The sequence below is a fragment of the Pseudomonas sp. J380 genome (assembly GCF_009827115.1).
Lineage (GTDB): Bacteria > Pseudomonadota > Gammaproteobacteria > Pseudomonadales > Pseudomonadaceae > Aquipseudomonas > Aquipseudomonas paracarnis.
Window position 1 is genome coordinate 671,390 of record NZ_CP043060.1, and the last position, 26,374, is coordinate 697,763.

22 protein-coding genes and 2 riboswitches are annotated in these 26,374 nt (G+C 61.8%); of the genes, 14 read left to right on the plus strand and 8 right to left on the minus strand.

Features of this window, described 5'->3' with window-relative positions:
* The first annotated feature begins 1,464 nt into the window (after positions 1–1,464).
* On the plus strand, positions 1,465–2,049 hold the full coding sequence (gene nfuA / locus FXO12_RS03160) for a Fe-S biogenesis protein NfuA (RefSeq protein ID WP_003190728.1): 585 nt from the start codon (positions 1,465–1,467) through the stop codon (positions 2,047–2,049).
* Positions 2,050–2,240: 191 nt separating this feature from the next.
* Here nfuA and cobM read toward each other — a convergent pair whose 3' ends face one another.
* The 4 genes from cobM to FXO12_RS03180 all read right to left on the minus strand — a co-directional run bounded on the left by cobM (position 2,241) and on the right by FXO12_RS03180 (position 4,351).
* A complete protein-coding gene (gene cobM / locus FXO12_RS03165) occupies positions 2,241–2,987 on the minus strand; it encodes a precorrin-4 C(11)-methyltransferase (protein ID WP_057974832.1) in 747 nt (248 codons plus the stop codon).
* Between the two features lie 70 nt (positions 2,988–3,057).
* On the minus strand, positions 3,058–3,450 hold the full coding sequence (locus FXO12_RS03170) for a cobalamin biosynthesis protein (protein ID WP_057974831.1): 393 nt from the start codon (positions 3,448–3,450) through the stop codon (positions 3,058–3,060).
* Positions 3,447–4,151 (minus strand): CbtA family protein, encoded by a 705-nt coding sequence (locus FXO12_RS03175; protein WP_057974830.1) that lies wholly within the window; start codon positions 4,149–4,151, stop codon positions 3,447–3,449. The genes FXO12_RS03170 and FXO12_RS03175 overlap by 4 nt, the downstream gene beginning before the upstream one ends.
* Positions 4,152–4,162: 11 nt before the next feature.
* Positions 4,163–4,351, minus strand: a complete 189-nt coding sequence (locus tag FXO12_RS03180) for a CbtB-domain containing protein (protein WP_003190735.1) — start codon at positions 4,349–4,351, stop codon at positions 4,163–4,165.
* 96 nt (positions 4,352–4,447) lie between these two features.
* Positions 4,448–4,661: riboswitch (cobalamin riboswitch) on the minus strand.
* Between the two features lie 41 nt (positions 4,662–4,702).
* Positions 4,703–4,903: riboswitch (cobalamin riboswitch) on the plus strand.
* A 92-nt stretch (positions 4,904–4,995) separates the two neighbouring features.
* Between FXO12_RS03180 and cobW the strand changes: the two genes are divergently transcribed.
* The 4 genes from cobW (at position 4,996) to FXO12_RS03200 (ending at position 11,634) form a co-directional block, all read left to right on the plus strand.
* Complete coding sequence (gene cobW / locus FXO12_RS03185) at positions 4,996–6,057, plus strand: cobalamin biosynthesis protein CobW (RefSeq protein WP_054920821.1); 1,062 nt, start codon at positions 4,996–4,998, stop codon at positions 6,055–6,057.
* A gap of 2 nt (positions 6,058–6,059) precedes the next feature.
* Entirely contained in the window at positions 6,060–9,821 is a 3,762-nt protein-coding gene (gene cobN, locus FXO12_RS03190; protein ID WP_057974829.1) for a cobaltochelatase subunit CobN, read from the plus strand.
* A 152-nt stretch (positions 9,822–9,973) separates the two neighbouring features.
* Positions 9,974–10,978 (plus strand): ATP-binding protein, encoded by a 1,005-nt coding sequence (locus FXO12_RS03195; protein ID WP_057974828.1) that lies wholly within the window; start codon positions 9,974–9,976, stop codon positions 10,976–10,978.
* Positions 10,979–11,031: 53 nt separating this feature from the next.
* Positions 11,032–11,634 (plus strand): VWA domain-containing protein, encoded by a 603-nt coding sequence (locus tag FXO12_RS03200; protein ID WP_057974827.1) that lies wholly within the window; start codon positions 11,032–11,034, stop codon positions 11,632–11,634.
* A gap of 168 nt (positions 11,635–11,802) precedes the next feature.
* Here FXO12_RS03200 and FXO12_RS03205 read toward each other — a convergent pair whose 3' ends face one another.
* Complete coding sequence (locus FXO12_RS03205; protein ID WP_057974826.1) at positions 11,803–12,750, minus strand: DUF1853 family protein; 948 nt, start codon at positions 12,748–12,750, stop codon at positions 11,803–11,805.
* Between the two features lie 144 nt (positions 12,751–12,894).
* Between FXO12_RS03205 and FXO12_RS03210 the strand changes: the two genes are divergently transcribed.
* The 6 genes from FXO12_RS03210 to pepN are packed head-to-tail and all read left to right on the plus strand — an operon-like array spanning position 12,895 to position 19,395.
* Positions 12,895–13,785, plus strand: a complete 891-nt coding sequence (locus FXO12_RS03210; protein ID WP_003217892.1) for an NAD(+) kinase — start codon at positions 12,895–12,897, stop codon at positions 13,783–13,785.
* Positions 13,782–14,756, plus strand: a complete 975-nt coding sequence (locus FXO12_RS03215; RefSeq protein WP_161793215.1) for a metallophosphoesterase — start codon at positions 13,782–13,784, stop codon at positions 14,754–14,756. Before FXO12_RS03210 ends, FXO12_RS03215 begins: the two co-directional genes overlap by 4 nt.
* Complete coding sequence (locus FXO12_RS03220) at positions 14,753–15,622, plus strand: rhomboid family intramembrane serine protease (RefSeq protein ID WP_057974825.1); 870 nt, start codon at positions 14,753–14,755, stop codon at positions 15,620–15,622. The genes FXO12_RS03215 and FXO12_RS03220 overlap by 4 nt, the downstream gene beginning before the upstream one ends.
* Before the next feature lie 14 nt (positions 15,623–15,636).
* Positions 15,637–15,897, plus strand: coding sequence for a YeaC family protein (locus FXO12_RS03225; protein WP_003190750.1), 261 nt, complete (start codon positions 15,637–15,639; stop codon positions 15,895–15,897).
* Complete coding sequence (locus FXO12_RS03230; RefSeq protein ID WP_057974824.1) at positions 15,894–16,724, plus strand: DUF2797 domain-containing protein; 831 nt, start codon at positions 15,894–15,896, stop codon at positions 16,722–16,724. Before FXO12_RS03225 ends, FXO12_RS03230 begins: the two co-directional genes overlap by 4 nt.
* Positions 16,725–16,737: 13 nt before the next feature.
* On the plus strand, positions 16,738–19,395 hold the full coding sequence (pepN, locus tag FXO12_RS03235; RefSeq protein ID WP_054920807.1) for an aminopeptidase N: 2,658 nt from the start codon (positions 16,738–16,740) through the stop codon (positions 19,393–19,395).
* A 137-nt stretch (positions 19,396–19,532) separates the two neighbouring features.
* Here pepN and FXO12_RS03240 read toward each other — a convergent pair whose 3' ends face one another.
* Genes FXO12_RS03240 through FXO12_RS03250 form a run of 3 tightly spaced genes read right to left on the minus strand, consistent with a single transcriptional unit; the run spans position 19,533 to position 22,816 of the window.
* Positions 19,533–20,375: a metal-dependent hydrolase gene (locus FXO12_RS03240; RefSeq protein WP_034126050.1), complete on the minus strand. Its 843-nt coding sequence runs from the start codon at positions 20,373–20,375 to the stop codon at positions 19,533–19,535.
* Between the two features lie 15 nt (positions 20,376–20,390).
* Positions 20,391–21,281 carry an SDR family oxidoreductase gene (locus FXO12_RS03245; protein ID WP_057974823.1) on the minus strand — a complete coding sequence of 297 codons (891 nt, stop codon included), beginning with the start codon at positions 21,279–21,281 and terminating at the stop codon, positions 20,391–20,393.
* Positions 21,278–22,816, minus strand: a complete 1,539-nt coding sequence (locus FXO12_RS03250) for an NAD(P)/FAD-dependent oxidoreductase (protein WP_057974822.1) — start codon at positions 22,814–22,816, stop codon at positions 21,278–21,280. The genes FXO12_RS03245 and FXO12_RS03250 overlap by 4 nt, the downstream gene beginning before the upstream one ends.
* Positions 22,817–23,103: 287 nt before the next feature.
* Here FXO12_RS03250 and FXO12_RS03255 point away from each other — a divergent pair, with 287 nt between their 5' ends.
* From FXO12_RS03255 to praA, 3 genes are all read left to right on the plus strand, one after another.
* On the plus strand, positions 23,104–24,102 hold the full coding sequence (locus FXO12_RS03255; protein ID WP_057974821.1) for an alpha/beta fold hydrolase: 999 nt from the start codon (positions 23,104–23,106) through the stop codon (positions 24,100–24,102).
* A 307-nt stretch (positions 24,103–24,409) separates the two neighbouring features.
* A complete protein-coding gene (locus FXO12_RS03260; protein WP_057974820.1) occupies positions 24,410–25,690 on the plus strand; it encodes an alkane 1-monooxygenase in 1,281 nt (426 codons plus the stop codon).
* A gap of 125 nt (positions 25,691–25,815) precedes the next feature.
* Positions 25,816–26,310, plus strand: a complete 495-nt coding sequence (praA, locus tag FXO12_RS03265; protein ID WP_057974819.1) for an alkane oxidation protein activator PraA — start codon at positions 25,816–25,818, stop codon at positions 26,308–26,310.
* The last annotated feature ends 64 nt before the right edge of the window (positions 26,311–26,374 follow it).

Genomic DNA, 26,374 nt, shown 5'->3' on the forward strand with positions numbered 1-26,374 from the left:
TTTGATGTCATCGCCACTGGCGCGAAAGTGTTCCGCCGCCAGGTTGAGCAATTGTTCGAAACTCATGTGGCGCGATGAACCAGGTGCAATCGTTTCGGCCAGCAGAAAGCCGCTTCTGAAATTGACCCAGGTACTGGTTGCAGCGTAGGGCAGGTCATCGGGAATATCGGCCACCCACACTTCACTGGCGACATTGGCCTTGATCACGCACACGGCCAATAGCGCTGCGTCAGTGCTGATCGACAAGTCGTGGTGATAGCGGCTGATCAGGTGTTGGCGGATCGTCCTATAAGATGCCCCCGGCGAGATGAATAACTTCAATTCGTTATCCACCGGCGAGTCGGGGTTGGGGATGATCGTCAGCCACAGCGCGCGCCACAGTAATTTCACCCGTACCGGGTCTGGGCAGATTTCGTCCTGTTGGCTGCCATACCAGTCCAAGGCCTTGGCGATCCGTTCGCCCAGCGCCAGGTTATCGGGGCTATTGAGCAATTGCTCAAGCAGCACGGTGGGGGTGGTGGTGAGCATGTCCTGTTGTGAGGCGGTAAATGTTTCGGGCAATACATGACGGAACAGCGATTGACGTGTTTGTGTTTCGATCTGGCGGATAACCTCTTTGATTTTCTGGTCGGCAGGCGCATCCAGCAAGTGCTGCAAATCGCTGAGGTCGCCTTCGTGTCCGAGTTTTCTCAGAGTGTGGTGTTCCTGCAAGCCAGCGAGAACCGCTTTCCACTGTTCGCGGGTTTTGGGCTGTGCCGGGATGAGCGAGTAATACTTGAGCGCCAGGTCAAACCGCACCGAGCCATCACTTTTAAGGCCGTTACCCACACGCCGGTTGATATCCAGCAACACGTCGGCGTCGATGTACCAATAGGTGGGTATATGGCGCAGGATCACCGAATGGTCGGCGATGCTGAACGTCTCGGCAGGGTCGGGTATCGGTGCGCGCACGCTGCTGAGCATGGTGGAGAGCAGGTCGTAAAGAAAGTCCCGGCCGAGAATGGAAGCATCTGGTTCGGGCTTTTCCCGCAGGAACTGCTGAAAGTCTTCATCGGCTTCCAGCTTTGCCAAGACACGAAAGGCTTCCTTGCATTCGCGATGCAGTTCGCTGTTGTGCGGCGGGGAGTAGTACACCTCGGCGGCGGATGCCGTCAGCGAGCTTTGTGCCGTCACGAAATCAATCAGATGGTCCAGATGCGCTTGCTGTTCCGGCAAACCCTTGAAATAGAAACTCTGCAACGCGTTATTCATTCAATCCTCACAATCCGTAGTCGAAGAGGATTCACTCTATTGAGCCGGGTTTTGCGGGGGGGCTATATAGGTAGGCACAGGTTTTCGCAGAAATGGCCAGGTGTCACGATGCGTCAGGTCAACAGAGACAAGTCTTTCCCGACAAAAATACTAGGACTTTGTACCTGCGTAATAATTTGGCGTAAACTGCGGGCAAGCCTGTGAGGAGTTTCCATGACTGCCATAACCATTACCGACGCCGCCCACGATTACCTGGCTGACCTGCTGTCCAAGCAGAACACCCCGGGTATCGGCATCCGCGTCTTTATCACCCAGCCCGGCACCCAGTACGCAGAGACCTGCATCGCGTATTGCAAGCCCGGCGAAGAAAAGCCTGAAGACACCGCGCTGGGGCTCAAAAGCTTCACCGCGTATATCGACGCCTTCAGCGAAGCCTTCCTTGACGACGCCGTGGTCGACTACGCCACCGACCGAATGGGTGGCCAGTTGACCATCAAGGCACCCAACGCCAAGGTCCCGAACGTCAACGCCGACAGCCCGGTCAATGAGCGCATCAACTATTACCTGCAAACCGAGATCAACCCGGGGCTGGCCAGTCATGGCGGCCAGGTAAGCCTGATCGACGTGGTGGATGACGGTATCGCCGTACTGAAGTTCGGCGGTGGTTGCCAGGGCTGCGGCCAGGCGGACGTGACCTTGCGTGAAGGTATCGAGCGTACTTTGCTTGAGCGTATTCCGGAGCTCAAGGGCGTACGTGACGTGACCGACCACACGCAGAAAGAAAACGCCTACTACTGAGCAAGGTGTTCACTGCGAGCATAAAAAACGGCGCCCCGTGAGCGCCGTTTTTTTATGCGCTCTTTGTAGGAGCGAGCTTGCTCGCGAAAAGCGTCAACGATAATGCGTGCTTGCTGAATAAACGCGGCGCCTATGGGGTTTTCGCGAGCAAGCTCGCTCCTACGGGGATTAGGGCAAGCCACCCCACATAATCAGGGTCTGTAAAGGTGGGCATGCCCGGCCCGATACAGCGACGACTCGCCGAAACTGTCGCTGGCCAGCACCCGGCCCACCACAATCAGCGCCGTGCGCCGGAACCCCTTGGCTGTGACCTTGGCGGCAATATCTGTCAGGGTGCCGACAACCCAATCCTGATCCGGCCAGGTCGCTCGGTGCACCACGGCAATTGGGCAATCAGCGCCATAGTGGGGCAGCAGTTCGGCGACGATCTTTTCCAGGTGATTGACCCCCAAGTGAATCGCCATGGTCGTACCATGGCGGGCCAGGCTGTCGAAGCTCTCACCGGGCGGCATGTTGGTTTTGTCGGCGTAGCGGGTCAGGATCACGCTCTGGGCGATGTCCGGCAGAGTCAGCTCGGTTTCCAGCAACGCGGCGCAGGCCGCTACTGCCGTAACCCCGGGAATGATCTGAAAAGGAATACTTACTTCCCGCAAGTGGCGGATCTGCTCGCCAATCGCGCCATACAGGCTCGGGTCGCCGGAGTGCACCCGCGCCACATCCTGGCCTTTGGCATGGGCCATCTTGATCAACTCCATGATCTGTTCCAGGTGCAGCTCGGCACTGTTGACCACCTGGAGCGCCTGATGACCTTCCAGTACGGCGGCGGGCACCAGCGAGCCGGCGTAGATGATCACCGGGCAACTGCGGATCAGCCGCTGGCCCTTGACGGTGATCAATTCCGGGTCGCCGGGGCCGGCGCCGATAAAGTAGACGGTCATGGAGAAGTCCTGTTCAGAAACGGGTGAGCATGAACACGGCTCATGCTCAAAAGCGGCAATTATCGGGATTTTAGCCCGCGCAGGCCAATGCAAGGGTCGCCTGTGCGCTTTTCTGGCGGGTGATCAGCAGGAGCGCGGGGCCGTTGGACAGGTGCTCGGCCAGGGCCAGGGCGGCGCTTTCGGCCACCCCATAACAGCCGGTTTGGGCAAAAGCCAGCGTTGAGCGATGACTTAGCCGATGCTCATAGCCCGCCAGTTGCTCGGCGCTGAAGCACTGCAAGGGCAGGTTCAACCGCTGGGCCAGCGCCAGCAGCCCAGGTTCATCGCGCTTGCGATCAATGCTTGCCAGCGCAGTTATGCGTGAGCGATCAATGCCTGCCGAGGCCAGGGCTCCGTCCAGCAACGCCAGCAGGCTGTGAACCTCACAGCCACGCTGGCAGCCCAAACCGACAACCAGCATCATGCCGAGTATTGGTCGTCGCGGTTGCGGCGGAACAACCAGGCGCTGATCAGGCCCAGGGCCAGCCAGAAGGCGACGTTGGTCAATTGCGAGGCGATCTTGAACTGCGCTTCGAGCGCCTCCGGGGCCAGCATCGAATGTACCTCAGGTTGCGGAGCGCCGATGACGTGGGGTACGGCAAGGATCGCCAGTCCAAGGCCTTTCAACAGCCAGTTGCGGCCGAACACGATCAGCGCCAGGCCTACAGCGGTGGAGGCTGCGGTGCCGATCCACCAGGTCTGGCGTAGCGTCAGGTCAGCCGCCGCAGTGCCCGGCAGTTCCGGCGGCAGGCCCAGGGTGGGTGCCAGTACAAAGGTCGCGTAGCCGGCCAGGCCCCAGAGCAGGCCTTGGGCAGTGCGGGTCGGCGCACGCAGCGTGTAGAGGCCGGCGAGCATCAGTGCAAAGCCTACGGCCACCACCAGGTTGCCTCCAGTGGTGGACAACACACGCTGCCAGCCATCTTCCGGCTCCCAGGCTTGGGCATCGTGGCTGTGGGCAGCAGCGCCAGCGGCGTGCTCGTGCACCACTTCAGCGGCTGGCGGGGCTTTTTCAAAGCTTTCCGCCTGCAGGATCAGCGGTGCCACCCAGAAACTTTGCAGCAGGGTCAGCAGCAAGGCAGCCAAAAGCCCAGTGAACCCTGCGGTTTGCGCAATACGCTTGATCATGTCGGCAGCTCTCAATGGCACGGGAACGCGGCGCTGTGGCGGGTATCGTGGGCGGCGTTGTGCACCGCCTCGATATGCGAGAACCCGGCGAAATACACCAAACACGCGCCGAGTATCGACGCACCGATGGCGGCGGTCAGGCGTTGGCTGAGGGTGGCGGTGCTAGTAGCGGTGTGCGAAGTGCTGCTGATGATCGACATGGCGCGTCCCTTTCAGGTGTCAGGGTGAAACGAGCGCATGAAAACCCCACGCGCCAGGCACGCAGGGTTCTGAACAGCGCCCGCCCACCGCGGGTTTGTTATCTGAATTTTTCGGGCCGGTCTCCGGGCTTGCGAGGGGCGGCTCTTGAAAGAGTCCTCCTGAAAGCATCGCCTTCCCATGCAAAAGCACAGTGGCCGTGACGCTTCGCTCGCTTACCGTTGCGGGGGCAGCACCGGACTGGTCATAGGTCTATGACGCACCGGTTTCCCGTTTCACCCTGTGAAGGGCACCCGAAACAAGGCGTGTAGGAGAGCATGGGCCGGGACGGTAGTCAAATGCTGCAAGCCACTGTAGCCTTGCACCTTCGAGGTTCTTCGGCCCAGGCCGAAGCTAAGAAGGGAACGCGGTTCAAGCCGCGGCTGCCCCCGCAACTGTGAAGGGTTCAGTTGACTGCCACGCCACTGCCGATAGGGCGGGAAGGCGCAGTCAGCGTTGGTCGCAAGACCTGCACACCCCAAGCCAGGAGACCTGCCTCGCAACCGATTTTCCAATTCAACCGGGCGGGGTGATCCGGTGACGAAATCCGCTGCTGCGCGCTGCCGCAGGGCCTGTCGTCCCGTATGCCCGCCCCAAAGGGCATCCGATGAAAACACTGGCCAAACTCCCCGTCACCATCGTTACCGGCTTCCTTGGCTCGGGCAAAACCACGCTGTTGCGCCATATGCTCGACAACGCCCAGGGCCGTCGCATTGCGGTGATCGTCAACGAGTTCGGCGAGCTGGGCATCGACGGTGAAATCCTCAAGCAGTGTTCTATCGGTTGCACCGAAGAAGAGGCCAATGGCCGCGTCTACGAGCTGGCCAACGGTTGCCTGTGCTGCACCGTGCAGGAAGAGTTCTTTCCGGTGATGCGCGAACTGGTCGCCCGTCGCGGTGACCTGGACCATATCCTCATCGAAACCTCGGGCCTGGCCCTGCCCAAGCCGTTGGTGCAAGCCTTCCAGTGGCCGGAAATCCGCAGCGCCTGTACCGTTGACGCGGTGATCACCGTAGTCGACAGCCCAGCCGTGGCCGCCGGTACCTTTGCCGCCTTCCCGGACCAGGTCGACGCCCAGCGCAAACTCGACCCTAACCTGGACCACGAATCACCCTTGCACGAACTGTTCGCCGACCAACTGGCCAGCGCTGACCTGGTGATCCTCAACAAATCCGACCTGATCAGCGCCGAAGACCTGGCCCGCGTGCGCCTGGAAGTCGCCGAAGAACTGCCGCCCGCGGTGAAGATCATCGAAGCCAGCAGCGGTCGTCTGCCCCTGGACGTACTGATCGGCCTGGGCGCCGGTTCCGAAGAGCATATCGACGGGCGTCACAGCCATCACGACCATCACCACGAGGGTGAAGACGACCACGATCACGATGCCTTTGACTCCATCTCCATCGACTTGCCCCAAGCCGATGAGGCGCTGCTGCTCGACGCCCTGACCCAATTGGTGGTGCAGCACGGCATCCTGCGGGTGAAAGGTTTCGCCGCGATCCCCAACAAACCGATGCGCCTGCTGATCCAGGGTGTGGGCACGCGCTTTGACAAACACTTCGACCGTGCCTGGGGCGCTGACGAAGCACGCACCACGCGCCTGGTGCTGATCGGCCAGGAACTGGACGCCGCTGGCCTCGAAGCGCAATTGCGCGCTGCCCTCAGCGTTTAACCATGCACCTGCTCAGGACCCAACCCGGTGGTTTCGTCGCGGACGACAATATTGCCGACCTTGGCCAGACCCCCGCTGAACTGGTGATCCTGTGCAGCGGCGATTCCAGCCTGGCGCTGCTCGCCGAAGCCGCCCAGCAATTGCCCGAGGATTACCCCAGCCTGCGCCTGGCCAACCCGATGCAGGTGCAGAACCATGCCTCGGTTGACCTGTACGTCGACGAGGTATTGCGCCACGCCAAGGTCATCCTGCTGTCATTGCACGGCGGTATCGGGTATTGGCGCTACGGCATCGAGCGCCTGGTGGAGTTGGCCGAACGTGGCGTCACCCTGATCCTGGTGCCGGGTGACGACCGTCCGGACCCGGAACTCAGCGGCCTGAGCACTGTTGCTGCCGAACACCGCGAGCGTCTGTGGCACTTCCTGCGCCAAGGTGGCCTGGGCAATGCCCTGGATTTTTATCACTGCCTGGCCAGTGTCCACCTGGGCTGCGACTATGCCTGGGCCGAGCCACAAGCGCTGCCGCGCACGGCGATCTATCACCCGCACAACGCCAATGCCCGCCTCAATGACTGGCAGGCCGATTGGCAGCCCGATTGGCCTGTGGCTGCGGTGCTGTTCTACCGCTCCCATTTACAGGCTGCCAATACCGGTTTTATTGATGTGTTCTGCCAGCGCTTACAGGCGGCGGGCCTCAACCCGTTGCCTGTCGCGGTGGCCAGTTTGAAAGAACCCGGCTGCCTCTCGGTGGTCGAGGACCTGTTGGATGACGTGCAAGCCGCGGTAATTCTGAACACCACCGGCTTTGCCCAATCGAGCCCGGAAGCGCCGCATTTGCGCCCGTTTCGCCGCAATATCCCGGTAATCCAGGCGATCTGCGCCCAGGACAACCAACCCGGCTGGCAGGCCAGCGAACAAGGCCTGGGGCCCCGCGACCTGGCGATGCACATTGCCTTGCCGGAGTTGGACGGGCGCATCATCAGCCGGCCGATCAGCTTCAAGGACCTGGCCTGGCGCAGCGAGCGCAGCCAGTCGGACGTGGTGTGCTACCGCGCAGCGCCCGAACGCATGGATTTTGTCGCTGAGCTGGCACGCCGTTGGGTCGAGTTGGCGCGGGTGCCCAATGCCCAGAAAAGGATTGCGTTGATCCTCGCCAACTACCCGACCCGCGACGGTCGCATCGGTAACGGCGTGGGCCTGGACACCCCGGCGGCAGCGCTGAATATCCTGCGCGCCTTGCAAATCGAGGGCTACCCGGTAGCGGAGCGGCTGCCCGACAGCGGCACCGCGCTGATCCAGGAACTGCTCGGCGGCGTCACCAACGATCTCGACAGCCTCGACCTGCGCCCCTGCCATCAAAGCCTGGGCCTTGTGGAATACCAGGCGATGTTTGATCGTTTGCCAGCCTCCAATCGCCAGGCCGTGCTGGCGCGTTGGGGTGCCCCCCAAAACGATCCGATGTGCCGCGATGGCCGCATGATGATCGCCGGCCTGCGCCTGGGCCTGACCTTCGTCGGCATCCAGCCGGCCCGGGGTTACCAGGTAGATGCCAGCGCGGTGTACCACGACCCGGACCTGGTGCCGCCCCATGGCTACCTGGCGTTCTATTTCTGGCTACGCCATACCTACGGCGCCCACGGCGTGATCCATGTGGGCAAGCACGGCAACCTGGAGTGGCTGCCCGGCAAAGGCGTGGGCCTGTCGGAGCACTGCTGGCCGGATGCATTGCTGGGGCCGCTGCCGAATGTCTACCCGTTTATCGTCAACGACCCGGGTGAGGGCGCCCAGGCCAAGCGGCGCACCCAGGCGGTGATCATCGATCACCTGATGCCACCGCTGACCCGCGCCGAAACCTACGGCCCGCTGCGTGACCTTGAGTTATTGGCCGACGAATATTACGAGGCGCAATTGCTTGACCCGCGCCGTGCGCTGGAGCTGCAAAAAGACATCCTCAAGCTGGTGCGCGAAACCCGTATCGACCAGGAGCTTGAACTGGGCAGTGAGGCGGACGCGGCGGTGTGGCTGCCGCGCCTGGATACCTACCTGTGCGACTTGAAGGAATCGCAGATCCGCGATGGCCTGCATATCTTTGGCGAGTCGCCCGAGGGCCGTTTGCGTATCGACACCTTGCTGGCGCTGTTGCGCATTCCCCGTGGCGATGGCCGGGGCCCGCAGTCGAGCCTGCTGCGTGTGTTGGCCAAGGCATTCGACCTGGGGTTTGATCCGCTCGATTGTGCACTGGCCGAGCCCTGGACGGGGCGGCGCCCGTTGGTGTTGCGGAAGATTGACGATCAGCTGTGGCGTACGGCCGGGGATACCCGTGAACGTCTGGAGTTGTACGCGGCGCGCTTGATCGAGCAGGCGTTGGAAGGCCCCATCGAACAGTTGGAAGAGCCCGGCTGGCAGGAGGTGAAGTCGGTGATCGAAAGCCTGCGCATTGTCGTCGCGCCACGCCTGGATGCCTGCGGCCCCGCAGAGATGCGCGGCTTGCTCGATGCCTTGAATGGGCGTTTCGTCCCGGCCGGGCCCAGCGGTGCGCCGAGTCGCGGTCGGCTGGATGTGCTGCCTACGGGGCGTAACTTCTTTACCGTGGACGTACGCAACCTGCCAACCACCACGGCGTGGCGTCTCGGTTTCCAGTCGGCCAACCTGATTCTTGAGCGGCACCTGCAAGACCATGGCGACCACCTGCGCCAGCTCGGCCTGTCGGTATGGGGCACCGCGACCATGCGCACCGGCGGTGACGATATCGCCCAGGCCATGGCACTGATGGGCGTGCGCCCGGTATGGGCCACTGGCAGTCAGCGGGTGGACGATTTCGAGATCCTGCCGATCAGCTTATTGGACCGCCCGCGGGTGGACGTGACCCTGCGCGTATCCGGGTTCTTCCGCGATGCGTTTGCCAACCTGATCCGCCTGTTCGATGCGGCGGTGCAGGCGGTGGCCGCCCTGGATGAACCCGACGACATGAACCCGCTGGCCGCCAAAGTACGCAGTGAACGCCAAGCATTGCTTGAGGCGGGCCTGGATGAAGGTGCCGCGGCCAAGCAGGCCGGCTGGCGCATTTTCGGCGCCAAACCGGGTGCCTATGGCGCGGGCGTGCAGGGCGCGATTGACGGGCGCTTGTGGCAGAGCCGCGAGGACTTGGCCGAGGTCTACCTGAACTGGGGTGGTTACGCCTATGGTGGCGCTGACGAAGGCACTGCGGCCCGGGAGCAATTTGCCCAGCGTTTGAGCCAGGTGCAGGCGGTGTTGCAGAACCAGGACAATCGCGAGCACGACTTGCTCGACTCCAACGACTACTACCAATTCCAGGGCGGCATGCTGGCCGCCGTGGAAACCCTGAGCGGGGAAAAGGCCGCCAGCTACCATGGCGACCACAGCCAGCCGGACGTGCCGAAAATCCGCACCTTGAAGGAAGAGCTCAACCGGGTGATCCGTTCCCGTGCGGCCAACCCCAAGTGGATCGAGGGCGTGAAGCGCCATGGCTATAAAGGCGCGTTTGAAATGGCCGCGACTGTGGACAACCTGTTCGCCTTCGACGCTACCACTGCGCTGATTGACGATCACCAATACGCCTTGCTCGCCGATGCCTACCTGTTGGACCCTGACACCCGTGCCTTTGTGCAACAGCACAACCCCGATGCCCTGCGCGACATGACCGAGCGCATGCTCGAAGCCCAGCAACGTGGCTTGTGGCAGGCACCGGGGGCGTACCGCGAAGCCTTGGAAAACCTGTTGCTGGACATAGAAGAAGACAGCTGAGTGCTCGTTCCCGCGCTCCGCTGAGCGTTGATCGTTCCCACGCTCCGCGTGGGAATGCAGCCCGTGACGCTCTGCGTCACAAGAACGGACGCCGAGCGTCCAGCGAAGCGTTCGCACGCGGGAGCGTTGGAACGCGTTATTAAGAGTTGACTATGACTGATATTCCCCATTTTCCGCTGGCCGCTGTGGTCGGCGCTGATGACTTGAAGCTCGCGCTGTGCCTGGCCGCCATCGACTCGAAGATCGGCGGCGTGCTGATCGAAGGGCCACGGGGCATGGCCAAGTCCACTCTGGCCCGTGGGCTGGCAGACCTGTTGGCCAGCGGGCAGTTTGTAACCTTGCCCTTGGGCGCGACCGAAGAACGCCTGGTCGGCACCCTGGACCTGGACGCAGCACTGGGCGAAGGCCGTGCGCAATTCTCCCCGGGTGTGTTGGCCAAGGCTGACGGCGGCGTGCTGTACGTGGATGAAGTCAACCTGCTGGCCGACCACTTGGTGGATCTGCTGTTGGACGTAGCCGCCAGCGGCACCAACCTGATCGAACGCGACGGGATTTCCCATCGCCATGCGGCGCGCTTTGTACTGATCGGCACCATGAACCCGGAGGAGGGCGAGTTGCGCCCGCAGTTGCTCGACCGCTTCGGCTTCAACGTGGCCTTGAGCGGGCAGACTCTGCCCGCCGAGCGCGGGCAGATCATCCGGCGTCGCCTGGATTTCGACACTGACCCGGCAGCGTTCTGCGCGCAGTGGGCGCCAGCGCAAGCTGCCTTGCGCGAACGCTGCACCCTGGCACGGGCACGGCTAGACAGTATCGCCCTGGATGACCAGGCGTTGTCCCGCATCACCGAGCGCTGCTTTGCCGCAGGGGTCGACGGCCTGCGTGCCGACCTGGTCTGGTTGCGTGGCGCCCGTGCCCATGCGGCTTGGCGTGGCGCCGCTGCTATCGAGCAGGAAGATATCGACGCGGTGGCGGAGTTCGCCTTGCGCCATCGCCGCCAGCAGCAAACCCCGGCAGGCGCGCCGCCCCAGCCGGATGACGGGCCGTCATCGTCACCCTCTGATACCTCGCCCGGCCAAGGCCAGTGGGGCGATATGCTCGCCCCCGCCTTGCCCACGGGCGCACGCCGCGATGTACCCACCTGGCCAAAAAAGCCCTAGGCATCCGCCCCCGACCTGACGCGGGGGCGGATGCCCGGCCCCAGGCGGGGCGATTGAACACCGGCAGGCAGGGCAAGGCCCGCAGCGCACAGCGCGGGGCGATCAATTGGCCGGGCACGTTGCTGGGTGGGCGGCCGCAATGCCGTGAGGACCTGCTGTTCCACCTGCGCAGCCGGTCGGCTCCTGAACTGTGGCTGGTGATTGTCGATGCCTCGGCGTCCACGCGGCGCCATCGGGCACTGACCGATGCCAAGGGGCTGCTGGCCCAGCTGTTTGATGATGCTTATCGCCAACGGGCGCGTATGGCGTTATTGACGGCCAGCGGGCAATCGCCGAAGTGGCAGGTGCAAGGTTTGAAGGTGGCGAAAGGCTTGTCCGATTGGTTGGAGCAGTTGGGGGCGGGCGGGGGCACGCCGTTGCTGGCTGCGCTGACCGAGGCGGGGCATTGGTTGGCGGCGCGACGCAAGCGCTATCCCGCCGAGCAACAGAAGCTACTGGTGGTGACCGATGGGAGGCTCAAGGCGATTGGTGCGCTGCCGCGATTGGAGTGTCCAGGCATGTTGATTGACATCGAGCGTGGGCCGATCAGGTTGGGGCGGGCTGAGGAATTGGCGGTGGGGTTGCAGTTGGAGTATCAGCACATCGATAAGCTGTAGCGCCTGGGCTATCGCCATCGCAGGCAAGCCAGCTCCCACATGGAATCGGCGCTGCGGTCAATTCTGTAGGAGCGAGCTTGCTCGCTCCTACAAAAGGCAAGCCAGCGGCGCGGTCAAACTGTGGGAGCTGGCTTGCCTGCGATGAGGCCCTCAAACACCCCACACCTATCAGCCTGTCCCCGGCACATTCGGCCAAAGATCGGCCACCAGAAACAAACGCTCGGCTTCCTCCCACTCCTCACCGTTCGGCACCATGCGCACCAGCAACTGCGCCGGGGCCATTGGGTCTAGCTCTGCCAGCCAGTCTTGCATCTGCACCTCACTCCACACTTCATCGGCCGGGTAATGCGCGGGCGCCAGCCAGGCATGGCGGGGCAGGGGTTGCCAGCGACCCTCTGGGCGGGTGCTGACAAAGTCCGTCCAGTCGCGCTGATGCAACCAGCGCCCACGCAGATGCTGCGGGTGTGCGCCGAGGGGGGAGTGCGCCGCGCCGGGCCAGGGGTAGAGCAGATAGCCACCGAGCCACAAGTGCGCATCGAACGCTTGGATATCCAACGCCGCCAATGCCTCGCGGCTTTCTGCCCGCGCGGAGATTGGCAATTGATGCTCGGCCAGGTGCGCGAGTTTGCGGTCCAGCCGATCATGGCAGCCAGGCCCCAGCCATTGCGTAGCGTCCTGGCCGTTGCCGTCCTGCGGGCCGAGGTAGAGTTTGATCGCCAGTTCCAGGTGGTGCACCCCATCGCGGTCGCGCAGCAGCATGTCCAGTTCGCCCAGCGTGTGCCCGGCACGGCGGATCGGCAGGTTGGCGGCCAGCAACTCCACACCCGGCGCCTGCTGCACCGCAAATTGCCACAAGCGCTCGTAGTACAGGCCCAGGCGCCGGGTACGTGCCAGGCTCAACCACTGCTGCAACGCGCTGCTGTCCTGGTCCAGCTGGCGCAGCCAGGCTTCGAGTTGGTGAGGGGCTTGCACCCAGTCACTGCCCGCCAGCGGATGGCGCTGCGGCCAAGGCGTCTGCGCCAGCATCGGTGGTGCGAGCATCACCCACGCCAGGTCGCGCACCTCGGGGTGGCGCAGTTGGCGGGGCAGGGTGTGCAAGTCGGGGAATGGCGTCATGGTCCGAGCATAGCCTTTTCAGCGCGCAGAAGGTGCCTGAGAACCATTGTCATCAAGGCTTGGCGGCGACAAAGGATTTTGCCTGAGGCGGCCTTTCGCCCATAATCGCTCTTTTTGCCTCACCCCAGATCCCGCAGGAGCCCCATGGAGCAATTTCGCAATATCGGCATCATCGGTCGCCTGGGCAGTACCCAGGTGTTGGACACCGTCCGCCGGCTGAAGAAGTTTCTGCTCGAGCGCCACCTGCATGTGATCCTCGAAGACACCATCGCTGAAATCCTCCCTGGCCACGGCCTGCAAACCTCGTCGCGCAAGATGCTCGGCGAGGTGTGCGACATGGTCATCGTGGTCGGTGGCGATGGCAGCCTGCTCGGCGCTGCCCGGGCGCTGGCGCGGCATAACGTGCCGGTGCTGGGGATCAACCGCGGCAGCCTGGGGTTCCTCACCGACATCCGCCCCGATGAGCTGGAAGTCGAAGTGGCCAAGGTGCTCGACGGCCATTACCTGGTGGAGAACCGCTTCCTGCTGCAGGCCGAAGTGCGCCGCCATGGCGAGGCGATCGGCCAGGGCGATGCCCTTAACGACGTGGTGCTGCACCCCGGCAAATCCACGCGCATGATCGAGTTCGAGCTGTATATCGACGGCCAGTTCGTCTGCAGCCAGAAGGCCGACGGCCTGATCGTCGCCACGCCCACAGGTTCCACCGCCTACGCGCTGTCGGCCGGCGGCCCGATCATGCACCCCAAGCTCGATGCCATTGTGATCGTGCCGATGTACCCCCATATGTTGTCCAGTCGGCCAATTGTGGTCGATGGCAACAGTGAGCTGAAAATCGTGGTGTCCAAAGACATGCAAATCTACCCGCAAGTCTCCTGCGACGGGCAGAACCATTTCACCTGCGCCCCCGGTGACACCATCACCGTGAGCAAGAAGGCACAGAAGTTGCGCTTGATCCACCCGCTGGATCACAACTACTACGAAGTGTGCCGCACCAAGTTGGGCTGGGGCAGCCGCTTGGGAGGTGGAGGCGACTGATGCTCGATCCCGCGCGTAGCTACGACCTGATTGGTGACGTGCACGGTTGCGCTCATACCCTTGAGCACTTGCTCGACCAATTGGGTTACCACAAGCAGGGCGGCACTTGGCGCCATCCGTCACGCATGGCTGTGTTCCTGGGCGATATCATCGACCGTGGCCCACGCATCCGTGAGGCGCTGCATATCGTCCACGATATGACCGAGGCCGGCCAGGCGCTGTGCATCATGGGTAACCACGAGTTCAATGCGCTGGGCTGGACCACGCCGGCCCCGCCGGGCAGTGGCAAGCAGTTCGTGCGTGAGCACAACCCGCGCCACGCCCGCTTGATCCAAGAGACCCTGACCCAGTTCGAACACCACCCGGCCGACTGGCACGACTTCCTCGGCTGGTTCTACGACATGCCGCTGTTTGTCGACGCCGGGCGTTTTCGCGTAGTGCACGCGTGCTGGGATGACAGTTTTATCCAGCCGCTGCGCGCGACCTTCCCGGACGGCTGCATCGACCAACACTTCCTGCAAGCCGCCGCCGTACCGGGCAGTTTCGCCTGCAATGCATTCGATCGCCTGTTGCGCGGCACCGATATGCGCCTGCCCGATGGGCTCACCCTGACCGGTGGCGATGGCCTGACGCGTTCGTTCTTTCGCACCAAGTTCTGGGAAGACGACCCCAAGACCTACGGCGACATCGTGTTCCAGCCCGACGCCTTGCCGGAGCCGGTGGCACGCACGCCGTTGTCGTCCACACAAAAGAATTCTTTGCTGCGCTATGGCGTCGATGAACCGCTGTTGTTCGTCGGCCACTACTGGCGCAGCGGCAAACCCGCGCCGATCCGCCCGAACCTGGCCTGCCTGGACTACAGCGCGGTGCTGTACGGCAAGCTGGTGGCGTATCGACTGGACCAGGAAACCCAGCTGGATCCGCGTAAATTCGTATGGGTCGACGTTGAGCGACCAGAGGCCATTCCATGAGTACCGTAGCTGTATTGCGCTTGCCCCTGAGCGTCGACCTGGGTGGTTTCGTCAAGTTGCTGCACCGCATGCAGGTGCCGCACCGCGTCAGCGAGGAGGCCGGTGAACAGGTACTGTGGGTGCCCGAGGCCATCAGCGACGACGTGCGCGTGCTGTATCAACGTTTCCCCGCTGGCGACCCGGACCAGCAACTGGATATTCCCGAGCAGGCGCCGGTTGCGCGGCCGGGCTTTGTCCAGCAAGTGCGCCATAGCCCGGTCACCGCGCTGGTTTTGCTGGCCAGCCTCATCGTCGCGGCCGTGACGTTGCTCGGCGAAAACCTGCAAACCATGGCCTGGCTGACCTTCCTGCCGTTCCGGGTGCTGGGCGAGTACATCCAGTTCACGCCGTTGGCTGACACCCTGGCCTCGGGGCAGTGGTGGCGCCTGGTCACGCCGATGCTGATCCACTTCGGCATCCTGCATCTGGCGATGAACGGCATGTGGTACTGGGAGCTGGGTCGGCGCATTGAAGCGCGCCAGGGCAGCATCAACCTGCTGGGCCTGACCCTGTTGTTCAGCCTGGCCTCCAACTACGCGCAATACGCCTACGGTGGCCCCGGGTTGTTTGGCGGCTTGTCTGGCGTGTTGTACGGCCTGCTCGGGCACTGCTGGATCTTTCAATTATTGTCGCCCAACCCGGCCTATCGCCTGCCCCGTGGGGTGCTGGTGATGATGCTGGTGTGGTTGTTGCTCTGCCTGTCGGGGCTGGTCTCGATGATCGGTTTCGGCGAAATCGCCAACGCGGCCCATGTGGGCGGGTTGGTCATCGGTTGCTTGACGGGTTTGCTCGGCGGTTTGTACAACCGTCGCAAAGCGTCTCTTTGATAAGGAAGAGCCTTATGTCCTCTTTTGCTGAAATGATCGAAAACATCACCCCGGACATCTACGAGAGCCTCAAGCTCGCGGTAGAGATCGGCAAATGGTCCGATGGCCGCAAGCTCACCGCCGAGCAGCGCGAATTGTCGTTGCAAGCGATGATCGCCTGGGAGATCCAGAACCTGCCCGAAGAGCAGCGCACCGGCTATATGGGCCCGCAGGAGTGCGCGTCCAAATCCGCGCCAGTACCGAATATCCTGTTCAAGTCGGATGCGATCCATTGATTGAAATTGGTCGCGGTGCAGTCAGCAAAATGTCGGCGCAGCTCGGTGAGCCGACCGTTCAATACGCCTTTCGCCTGGGCGACACCGAGGTGCCGGTCAATCCGCTGATCGGTACCCATATCCGCCTGGAATACCTGGGCGCGATTCATTGCAGCCATTGCGGGCGCAAGACCAAGACCAGCTTCAGCCAGGGCTACTGCTACCCCTGCATGACCAAGCTGGCCCAGTGTGACCTGTGCATCATGAGCCCCGAGCGTTGCCATTACGACGCCGGTACCTGCCGCGATCCGGGCTGGGGCGAGACATTCTGCATGACCGATCACGTGGTGTACCTGGCCAACTCGTCGGGCATCAAGGTCGGCATTACGCGTGCTACACAGTTGCCCACCCGTTGGCTGGACCAGGGCGCCAGCCAGGCGCTGCCGATCATGCGCGTGGCGACGCGCCAGCAATCGGGCTTCGTCGAAGATCTGTTTCGCAGCCAGGTGGCCGACAAGACCAACTGGCGTGCCTTGCTCAAGGGCGATGCGCAAGCGGTGGACCTCAAGCAGGTGCGTGATGAGCTGTTCGCCTCTTGCGCCGAGGGCTTGCTGGGTTTGCAGGAACGCTTTGGCCTGCAAGCCATCCAAACCATTGCCGACATCGAGCCGATTGAAATCCGCTACCCGGTCGAGCAGTATCCGAACAAGATCGTCAGCTTCAACCTGGACAAGAACCCGATTGCCGAAGGCACGCTGCTGGGGATCAAGGGCCAATACCTGATCTTCGATACCGGCGTTATCAATATTCGTAAATACACGGCCTACCAGCTCGCCGTGCATCAGTAGAAGGATCCCAAGCATGCGCACCGAACAACCGAAGATGATTTACCTGAAGGACTATCAGGCGCCGGACTACCTGATCGACGAGACGCACCTGACCTTCGAGTTGTTCGAGGACCACAGCCTGGTCCACGCGCAGCTGGTGATGCGCCGCAATCCCGAGCGTGGCGCCGGTTTGCCACCATTGGTGCTCGACGGCCAGCAACTTGAGCTGTTGAGTGTCAACCTGGCCGACCAGCCGCTCACGGACGCTGACTACCAGCTGACCGACAGCCACCTGACCGTGCAGCCAAAGAGTGAGACCTTCACCCTCGACACTACCGTCAAGATTCATCCGGAAACCAACACTGCCCTGGAAGGTTTGTACAAATCCAGCGGCATGTTCTGCACCCAGTGCGAGGCCGAAGGTTTCCGCAAGATCACCTATTACCTCGACCGCCCGGACGTGATGAGTGTGTTCACCACCACGGTGATCGCCGAGCAGCACAGCTACCCGGTGCTGTTGTCCAACGGCAATCCGATTGCCAGCGGCCCTGGCGAAGACGGCCGGCATTGGGCGACCTGGGAAGATCCGTTCAAGAAGCCGGCGTACCTGTTTGCGCTGGTGGCCGGTGACCTGTGGTGCGTCGAAGACAGCTTCACCACCATGACCAACCGCGAAGTCGCGTTGCGCATCTACGTCGAGCCGGAAAACATCGACAAGTGCCAGCACGCCATGACCAGCCTGAAAAAATCCATGCGCTGGGACGAAGAAACTTATGGTCGCGAGTACGACCTCGACATCTTCATGATCGTGGCGGTCAACGATTTCAACATGGGCGCCATGGAGAACAAGGGCCTTAACATCTTCAACTCCAGTGCCGTGCTGGCCCGCGCCGAAACCGCTACAGACGCCGCTCACCAGCGCGTTGAAGCCATCGTCGCCCACGAATACTTCCATAACTGGTCGGGCAACCGCGTGACCTGCCGCGACTGGTTCCAACTGTCGCTCAAGGAAGGCTTCACCGTGTTCCGTGACTCGGGCTTCTCTGCCGACATGAACTCGGCCACGGTCAAACGCATCCAGGACGTGGCGTACCTGCGTACCCACCAGTTCGCTGAAGATGCCGGCCCCATGGCCCACGCCGTGCGCCCGGACAGCTTTATCGAGATCTCCAACTTCTACACCCTGACCGTGTATGAAAAGGGCTCGGAAGTGGTCGGCATGATCCACACCTTGCTCGGTGCCGAAGGCTTTCGCAAAGGCAGCGACCTGTATTTCGAACGCCATGACGGCCAGGCCGTGACCTGCGACGACTTCATCAAGGCCATGGAAGACGCCAATGGCGCCGACCTCAGCCAGTTCAAGCGCTGGTACAGCCAGGCAGGTACCCCGCGCCTGGCGGTAAGCGAGGCCTACGATGCGGCGGCCAAGACCTACAGCCTGACCTTCCGCCAGAGCTGCCCGCCGACTCCGGACAAGGTCGAGAAACTGCCCTTTGTGATCCCGGTGGAGCTGGGCTTGCTGGACGGGCAGGGCGCCGGCATTGCCTTGCGCCTGGCCGGTGAAGCGACAGCGGGCGACACTTCGCGGGTAGTCTCGGTGACCGAAGCGGAGCAGACGTTTACCTTCGTCGACATCGCTGAAAAACCCTTGCCTTCGTTGCTGCGTGGTTTCTCGGCGCCGGTGAAGCTCAGCTTCCCCTACAGCCGCGATCAACTGATGTTCCTGATGCAGCACGACAGCGACGGTTTCAACCGCTGGGATGCTGGCCAGCAGTTGGCTGTGCAGGTATTGCAGGAACTGATCGGCCAACACCAGGCTGGCCAGCCGCTGAAGCTTGATCAGCGCTTGATCGACGCGCTGCGCACGGTGTTGAGCGATGAAAGCCTGGACCAGGCCATGGTCGCCGAAATGCTCTCGCTGCCGAGCGAAGCCTATCTCACGGAAATCAGCGAAGTGGCGGATGTGGATGCCATCCACGCTGCCCGCGAGTTTGCCCGCAAGCAACTGGCCGACAACCTGTTCGAAGGCTTGTGGCTGCGCTACCAGGCCAACCGCGAGCTGTCCAAGCAAACGCCTTACGTGGCAGAGGCCGAGCACTTCGCCCGCCGTGCGCTGCAGAACATCGCGCTGTCTTACTTGATGCTCAGCGGCAAGCCAGAAGTATTGGCGGCCACCCTGGATCAGTTCGACACCAGCGATAACATGACCGAACGCCTGACGGCGTTGGCGGTGTTGGTGAACTCGCCGTTCGAAGCAGAGAAAGCCCAGGCCTTGGCGGTGTTTGCCGAAAACTTCAAGGACAACCCGCTGGTCATGGACCAATGGTTCAGCGTACAGGCCGGCAGCACCTTGCCGGGCGGGCTGGCACGGGTCAAGGCGTTGATGGAGCACCCGGCGTTCACCATCAAGAACCCCAACAAGGTGCGCGCACTGGTGGGCGCATTTGCCGGGCAGAACCTGATCAACTTCCATGCGGCGGATGGCTCGGGCTATCGCTTCCTGGCGGACCTGGTGATCCAGCTCAATACGTTGAACCCGCAGATCGCCTCGCGCCAACTGGCGCCGCTGACACGCTGGCGTAAATACGACAGCGCACGGCAGGCGCTGATGAAAGCGGAGCTGGAGCGCATCCTGGGTGCGGGTGAGCTGTCCAGCGATGTGTTTGAGGTGGTCAGCAAAAGCCTGGCGTAAACCTCATTGCTTTATGTAGGAGCGAGCTTGCTCGCGAGGAACTCACAGGCGCCGCGTTCATTCAGGAAGCACGCGTCATCGTTGACGTTTTTCGCGAGCAAGCTCGCTCCTACAGGCGTCAGGATTGATCCCTGGCACTAGGCCGATTCATAGCTGCGGCGCGTGCGCTCTATCTCTTCGACCAACCGGTCAATGCCCGCCAACCGTGCTCGGTTGTCATGATCCCAAGGATGAAAGCCCGGCTTGAAATAATGCAGCCACGGCCGGAACATCCGTGGAAACACTCCCTTGGGCCCATATAAGAACTTCACCATGCGCCACAAGCCCTTCAGCGTGCCGCCCGAAGTGCGGTCGGCAATCAACAGGCGCACGTGAAAATCCAGCACCACCACCCAGAACAGCACGCTGGTGGTCAGCATGGTCCCCGTGCGCAGCAGGTAACGTGCAGGCCCTGGTTTGATCACCCTGTTCCACACATCGAACGCCACGGCTTTATGTTCGGTTTCTTCCAGGGCGTGCCAATACCACATCTGCTGGTACCCCTTGAGTGAGTCGCCAAAGCGCGACGGGTCGCTCAGCAGGATTTCGGCGAGCATTGCGGTGTAGTGCTCCAGGGCGATGGTCACCGCCAGGTTGAACGATGGCGGCAGGTGTTTTTTCTGCAGGTCGAGGAAGAACTTCAAGCGTCGGTCAAGGGTGTGCGCCGGCAGGCCGGCCGCTTGCAGCAAGTCGTTATACGCCACGTGTTCACGGCTGTGCATGGCCTCCTGGCCGATAAACCCCTGGATCTCTTTTTTCAGTTCGGCATCATCGATCTGCCCACGGTAGTGGCGCACGCTGTCCATGAAGAACAGCTCGCCCTGGGGAAACAGCAACGACAGGGCATTGAAGAAATGGCTGACCACAGGCCCTTGTTCGTGCCAGTTCTTGATGCGCTCGGCAGGCAAGGCAAAACGGATATCGCGACGGATCGGCAACATGGTGCGTGCTCCTGTTCAGAGTCGGGGCTCGTCGTTGGTTTCAAACACTGGCGTGCGCGGCTTGGGCGCCATGCGCTTGCTGGCAAACACCACCAGGGCCTGATAGGCCGCCGGCAGGCAACGGGCGAGCAGGTCCAGGAAATAGGCATCGCGGCCAATCAGCACGCGGCGCTTGTTTTTGCGTACGCCTTGCAAGATCACTTTGGCGGCCTGGTCGGCGTCGGTGATGAAGAGTTTTTCGAAATCGGCGCGGGCTTGTTGCTCGCTGTGGATGAGAAAACCGGTCATGTTCGCGTCGATGCGGCTGCTGCGGCAGATATCGGTACGAATGCCGCCGGGGTGTACACAGGTGGCCGAGACGCCGCAGCGTTGCAGGTCGAGCTCCTGGCGCAAGGCTTCGGTGAAACCGCGCACGGCGAACTTGGTGGCGTTGTAGCCGCTCATGCCGGGCTGGGCGAACAGGCCGAACACGCTGGACGTATTGATGATATGCCCGTCGCCGCTGGCCTTGAGGTACGGCAGGAATGCCTTGGTGCCATGCACCACTCCCCAGAAGTTGATGCCGACGATCCATTCCAGGTCGGTGTAATCCACGCCTTCGACGGTGCTCGACAGCGCCACCCCGGCATTATTGAAGACCAGGTTGACCTGGCCGTGCTCGGCCGCGCAACGCGCTGCCCAATCGTGCATGGCCTGGCGGTCGGACACGTCCAGCACTTGGGTGGTGACAGTGACGGGCGACAAGGTCGAGGTGCGGATCAGCGCCAGGGTCTGTTCCAGGCCCTGGCTGTTTTTGTCTGCCAGCGCCAAGTGACACCCTTCCCGCGCCAGGGCCAGGGCCAATGAGCGGCCCATGCCGGACGCCGCGCCGGTGATCGCCGCAACGCGGCCGTTGAATGACTTCATGACAGGCTGCCTTCTGTGGTGGAGTGGGGCGTTGCAACCGCTCGCGGCAGGGCGGGCGCCGGCGCCTGGCTGACGCTGTAGTCTTTGAGGGCAAAATGCCGGGTGACCTGCTTGAAGTGCCAGGTCGAGCCGGGCCACAGCGTGGTGTTCTTGCCGGTGCGCGGGTCGAGGTACCAGCTCTGGCAGCCGCCGGTGTTCCAGATGGTGCGCTTGAGCTTGTCCTGCAACTGCTGGTTGTAGGCGTGCTCCACGGCGTGTTTGACCTCTACCGTGGTAAGGCGCTGGCGCTGCATGTGTTTCAGGGCGTCGAGAATGTACGCGACCTGAGCCTCGATCATCAGGATCATCGAGTTATGCCCCAGGCCGGTGTTGGGGCCCACGATCAGAAACAGGTTCGGGTAGCCCGGCACGGTGGTGCCTTTGTAGGCATGGGCGCCATCGCGCCAGGCATCCATCAGGTCGATGCCGTCACGGCCGATGATGCAGCCACGGGGCAACGGGTCGCTGGCCTGGAAACCCGTGCCGAAGATCAGGCAATCGGCGGGGTGCTTGATACCGTCGGCGGTGATCACGCCGTCGGCTTCGATGCGCAGCACGTTGTCGGTGACCACCTCGACATTGCTGCGCGAGAGTGCCGGGTAGTAATCGTTGGAAATCAGCACGCGCTTGCAGCCGATGGTGTAGTCCGGCGTCAGTGTTTTGCGCAGGGAAGGGCGGGCCACCTGTTTGCGCAGGTGACGCAGGGCGATTTTCTGCACCATTTTCATCAGGCGTGGATGCAGGGCAAAGCCCACCACGCGGCCTTCCAGTGCCCAGTAAAGCGCAGCACGCACCAGCTTCTGGGTGAGCGGTACATGCTTGAACAACCAGCGCTCGGCAGCGGAAATCGGCCGATCAGGTTTGGGCATGATCCACGGCGGTGTGCGCTGGAACAGGTCCAGGTGCGCTACCTGCGGGGCGATCTGTGGCACGAACTGGATGGCGCTGGCACCGGTGCCGATCACCGCCACGCGCTTGCCCTTCAAGGAGTACTCGTGATCCCACTGCTGGGAGTGGAAGCGCTTGCCCTTGAAACTGTCCAGCCCTGGGATATCCGGCATTGCCGGGCGCGACAAGCCCCCCATTCCCGACACCAGCACCCGTGCGCTGACGTGGCGGCCGTTACTGAAGGTCAGCTGCCAGCGCTGCTGCTGTTCATCAAACACCGCACGTTGCAGGCCCATGCCAAAGCGCAGGTAGGGCGCCAGTTCGAAGCGCCTGGCGCAGTCTTCCAGATAGGCGCGGATCTCGGGTTGCGCCGCGAACTGTCGCGTCCAGTTCGGATTGGGCGCAAAGGAAAACGAATACACATGGGACTGCACGTCGCAGGCGCAACCTGGGTAGTGGTTGTCGCGCCATGTACCGCCGAGGGTCTGGGCCTGTTCGGCGATAAAGAAGTCGGTGAGCCCGGCTTCCTTGAGTTTGATCGCCATGCACAGGCCCGCGAACCCGGAGCCAATGATGGCGATGTCGATTGAGTCACTGGGGGCATTCATAGGGCTGCCTCGTCAATAAAGCGCTTGGGCATCGGATGTGCTCCTGTTTTTGTTTTGTCTTTTAGATAGAACACCATTGCAAAGGAAAATTGAATTATTTATTTTAAAAAAGATTTTAAATAATCTACCTGAAAAATTCGCCTACGCTAGGGCCTTGTTGCGCATGAGCGATTTGTCCGACGGACGAACGTGGTATGCATGAAGTCTAGGTCCAGGGTGTGGACGATGGCTGGGGCCAGATCAATTCCGGTCGGGTCGCCAGCAGCAGGGAAGCAGAGGACCGAGCTATGGCTGTCGAATGGGTTGTCGCTGCGGGAGTGCTGGCAGGCGCCAGTGCTGCGTTGTGGGGCTTGAGTGCCTGGATGACGCGGCGCATTGAAGCGACTGTGCCGATCAACGGGCGCTTCGTCGAGGTGGATGGCGAGCGCTTTCATTATGTCGAAGAGGGCAAGGGCCCGCCGCTGGTGATGATTCACGGGCTGATGGGCAGTAGTCGCAACCTCACCTATGCCTTGTCCGGTCAGTTGCGTGAGCATTTTCGGGTCATCAGTCTCGACCGGCCGGGCTCAGGCTATTCCACCCGGCACAGCGGTACGCCGGCAGACTTGCCGGCCCAGGCGCGACAAATCGCGGCCTTCATCAATACGCTGGATCTGGGCAAACCGCTGGTACTGGGGCACTCCCTGGGCGGCGCGATTGCCCTGGCGCTGGCCCTTGACCATCCCCATGCCGTTTCCGGGCTGGTGCTGGTTGCGCCCTTGACTCACCCCCAACGCATGCTGCCGCTGGTGTTCCTGTCTCTGGCCGTGCGCCCGGCCTGGCTGCGGCGCTGGGTGGCGCACACCTTGACCCTGCCCATCGGCCTGCTGACCAAAGACTCGGTAGTGAAGGGCGTATTTGCCCCCGATCTTGCGCCACCAGACTTCGCCACCCGTGGCGGCGGTTTGCTGGGCATGCGCCCCGACAACTTCTACGCCGCGTCCACCGAGATCAACCGGGTCAACGACCACCTGCCGGAGATGGTCAAGCGCTACTCACGATTGACCCTGCCCATCGGCCTGATCTACGGGGCGCAGGACAAGGTGCTCGACTTCCAGAAACACGGCCAGGCCCTGGCCAGCAAGGTGCCAGGGCTGAAAATGCAGGTGATTGAAGGCCGTGGGCATATGTTGCCGATCACCGCCACCGAGCGCGTGGCGGCGCTGGTGGAGCAGGTGGCCAAGCGGGCTCGACCCGGCGAGAGCGTCCGGCCGATAAACCCACCTGTCGCCCTGGCGAGCCAGTAACAGCGCCACCTGACTGCGGCGCCTGGCGTTGACGCCTGCCCCTGAGTACCTGACCAAACGGCTGAAAAGAGACTGCTCGGTCACGGAAAAAAGGGCTGGAGAAACTAGTTGACGACCTAACGATTCCGCGCTATTTATTTAAAAAAATTATTTCAATGTGTAATTTGAAATTATTTTTGAAATGCCTAAGAGCGAATAAAATAATGAAAAAAACGCCTTTTATCGCATGGTTGATTTCCAGGAGCAGTCAACGCTCCGTATATCTGTCGTCTGCCTCGTTGCCCACCGAATGCGTTCGGAGGCTGCCATGAACCAGACTCTGGCAGCCCCGCATGTCTGGGCCGACGGCAAACGCCACCTGTGGTGGCTCGGCATCATGCCGCTGGCGACGCCCTTGCTCTCCGGCGCCCTTGCCATCACCACAGGCGTGCAACAACTGTGGTGGGTGGGCGTGCTGGTGATCTTCGGCTTGATCCCGCTGATTGACGGCCTGCTCGGCGAAGACGTCAGCAACCCGCCCGAATCTGCGGTCAGCCACCTTGAATCCCAACGCTACTACCGCTGGATCGTCTACACCGGCGTGCTGTTTGTGATTGCCTCGGTGGTCATCACCGGTTGGCTCGCTGCGGGCGGTATAGACTGGATCATCAACGGCGGCCTGTTGCACGCCACGGCCACCCTGGAACCCTCGAACTGGCTGGCCAGGACCGCCGCGTTCATCACCGCCCGCACTGAACTTCACGGTGCAGTCAGCTGGTTGACTTATGTGGGCATGGCCATGTCCACCGGTGCCGCCACCGGTATTGCTATCAATACCGCCCATGAACTAGGGCACAAACCCAAACCCCTGGAAGTGTTCCTGGCCAAGGTCACCCTGGCGCCGACCTTCTACGGCCACTTCTACACCGAACATAACCGTGGCCATCACGTACGGGTCGCCACTCCGGAAGACCCCGCCAGCTCGCGCCTCGGTGAAAGTTTCTGGGCATTCCTGCCGCGTTCGGTGTGGTTCAGCGCTGTGTCGGCCTGGAACCTGGAGCGCGAACGCCTGCGCAAACTCGGCCTGCCGGCCCTGCACTGGAAGAACGCGGTGCTCAGCGCCTGGATGTACAGCGTGGTGTTGTGGGGCGCAATGATTGCCTGGCTGGGGGCGGCGGTAATTCCGTTCCTGATTATCCAGGGCATCTACGGGTTCTCGTTGCTGGAAGTGGTGAACTACGTCGAGCATTACGGCCTCAAGCGTCAGAAGTTGCCCAATGGCCGTTATGAACGCTGCTCACCGCGTCACTCGTGGAACAGTAATCGAATTGTCACCAATATCTTTCTGTTCCAGTTGCAGCGCCACTCCGATCACCATGCCAACCCCACGCGTAGTTATCAGTCGCTGCGTCACTTTGATGAATCACCGCAACTTCCGTATGGCTACGCCAGCATGATTGTCTGGGCTTATGTGCCGTACTTGTGGCGGCGTCGCATGGACCATCGTGTACTGAATCACTATGCCGGCGATATCAACCTGACCAATCTTCAGCCGTCAAAGCGCTTGAAGTACCTGGAGAAGTACAGCGGCACTGCCAAGCCGTTTTGAGATGAAGTAAGCCTTCAGGGTGTACTCGGGATCTGTGTATCGCGCAGGTCCCTGTCGCCCGGCGTTTTGAGTGCAAGCACCTGGTTTGACCCTACAACAATAATTTCAAGGGAAGGACGTACACCATGCAAAGTTCTGCCAAGTTCACCGCCCACATCCTGTTGGCGGCCATGGGCCTGATTGCTTACCACCAGGCCCAGGCTGCGCGTATCGAACCCGCTGGCAGTGCCTTCACCGCCCAAGGACCTATCAGCTTTTCCAAAGGCAAGCTCATCAGTGCCGACTGCACCATCAAGGTAGCCGGCAAGGTTGCAGCCGATGGTTCATCGGTGAATGTCGACAAAGTCGAGTTCGACGGTGGCCTCAAGTGCAGCCGTGTCGAAGCCATCAACTTGCCCTGGGTGTTAATCGCCAAAGATACAAACAGCGGCTCCATGTCGAAGATCAGCGTGGACGTGCATGCCTTTGGCCTGGGCGGCAAGTGTGGGCCGTCGACGGTCGACGGAACTTGGGATAACGCCACCGGCAAGTTGGAAGCCGTTGATGTTGCGATTGGCGAAGACTGCAAGATCAAGACGGTGTCGATCAAGATGCCGCCCAACTTCAAAGTTGTCGAATAACACGTTCCGACAGTTGTAGCGGTAAATGCATTGAAATTTGGCTGGAAAGGGAAGTTCTGCAGTT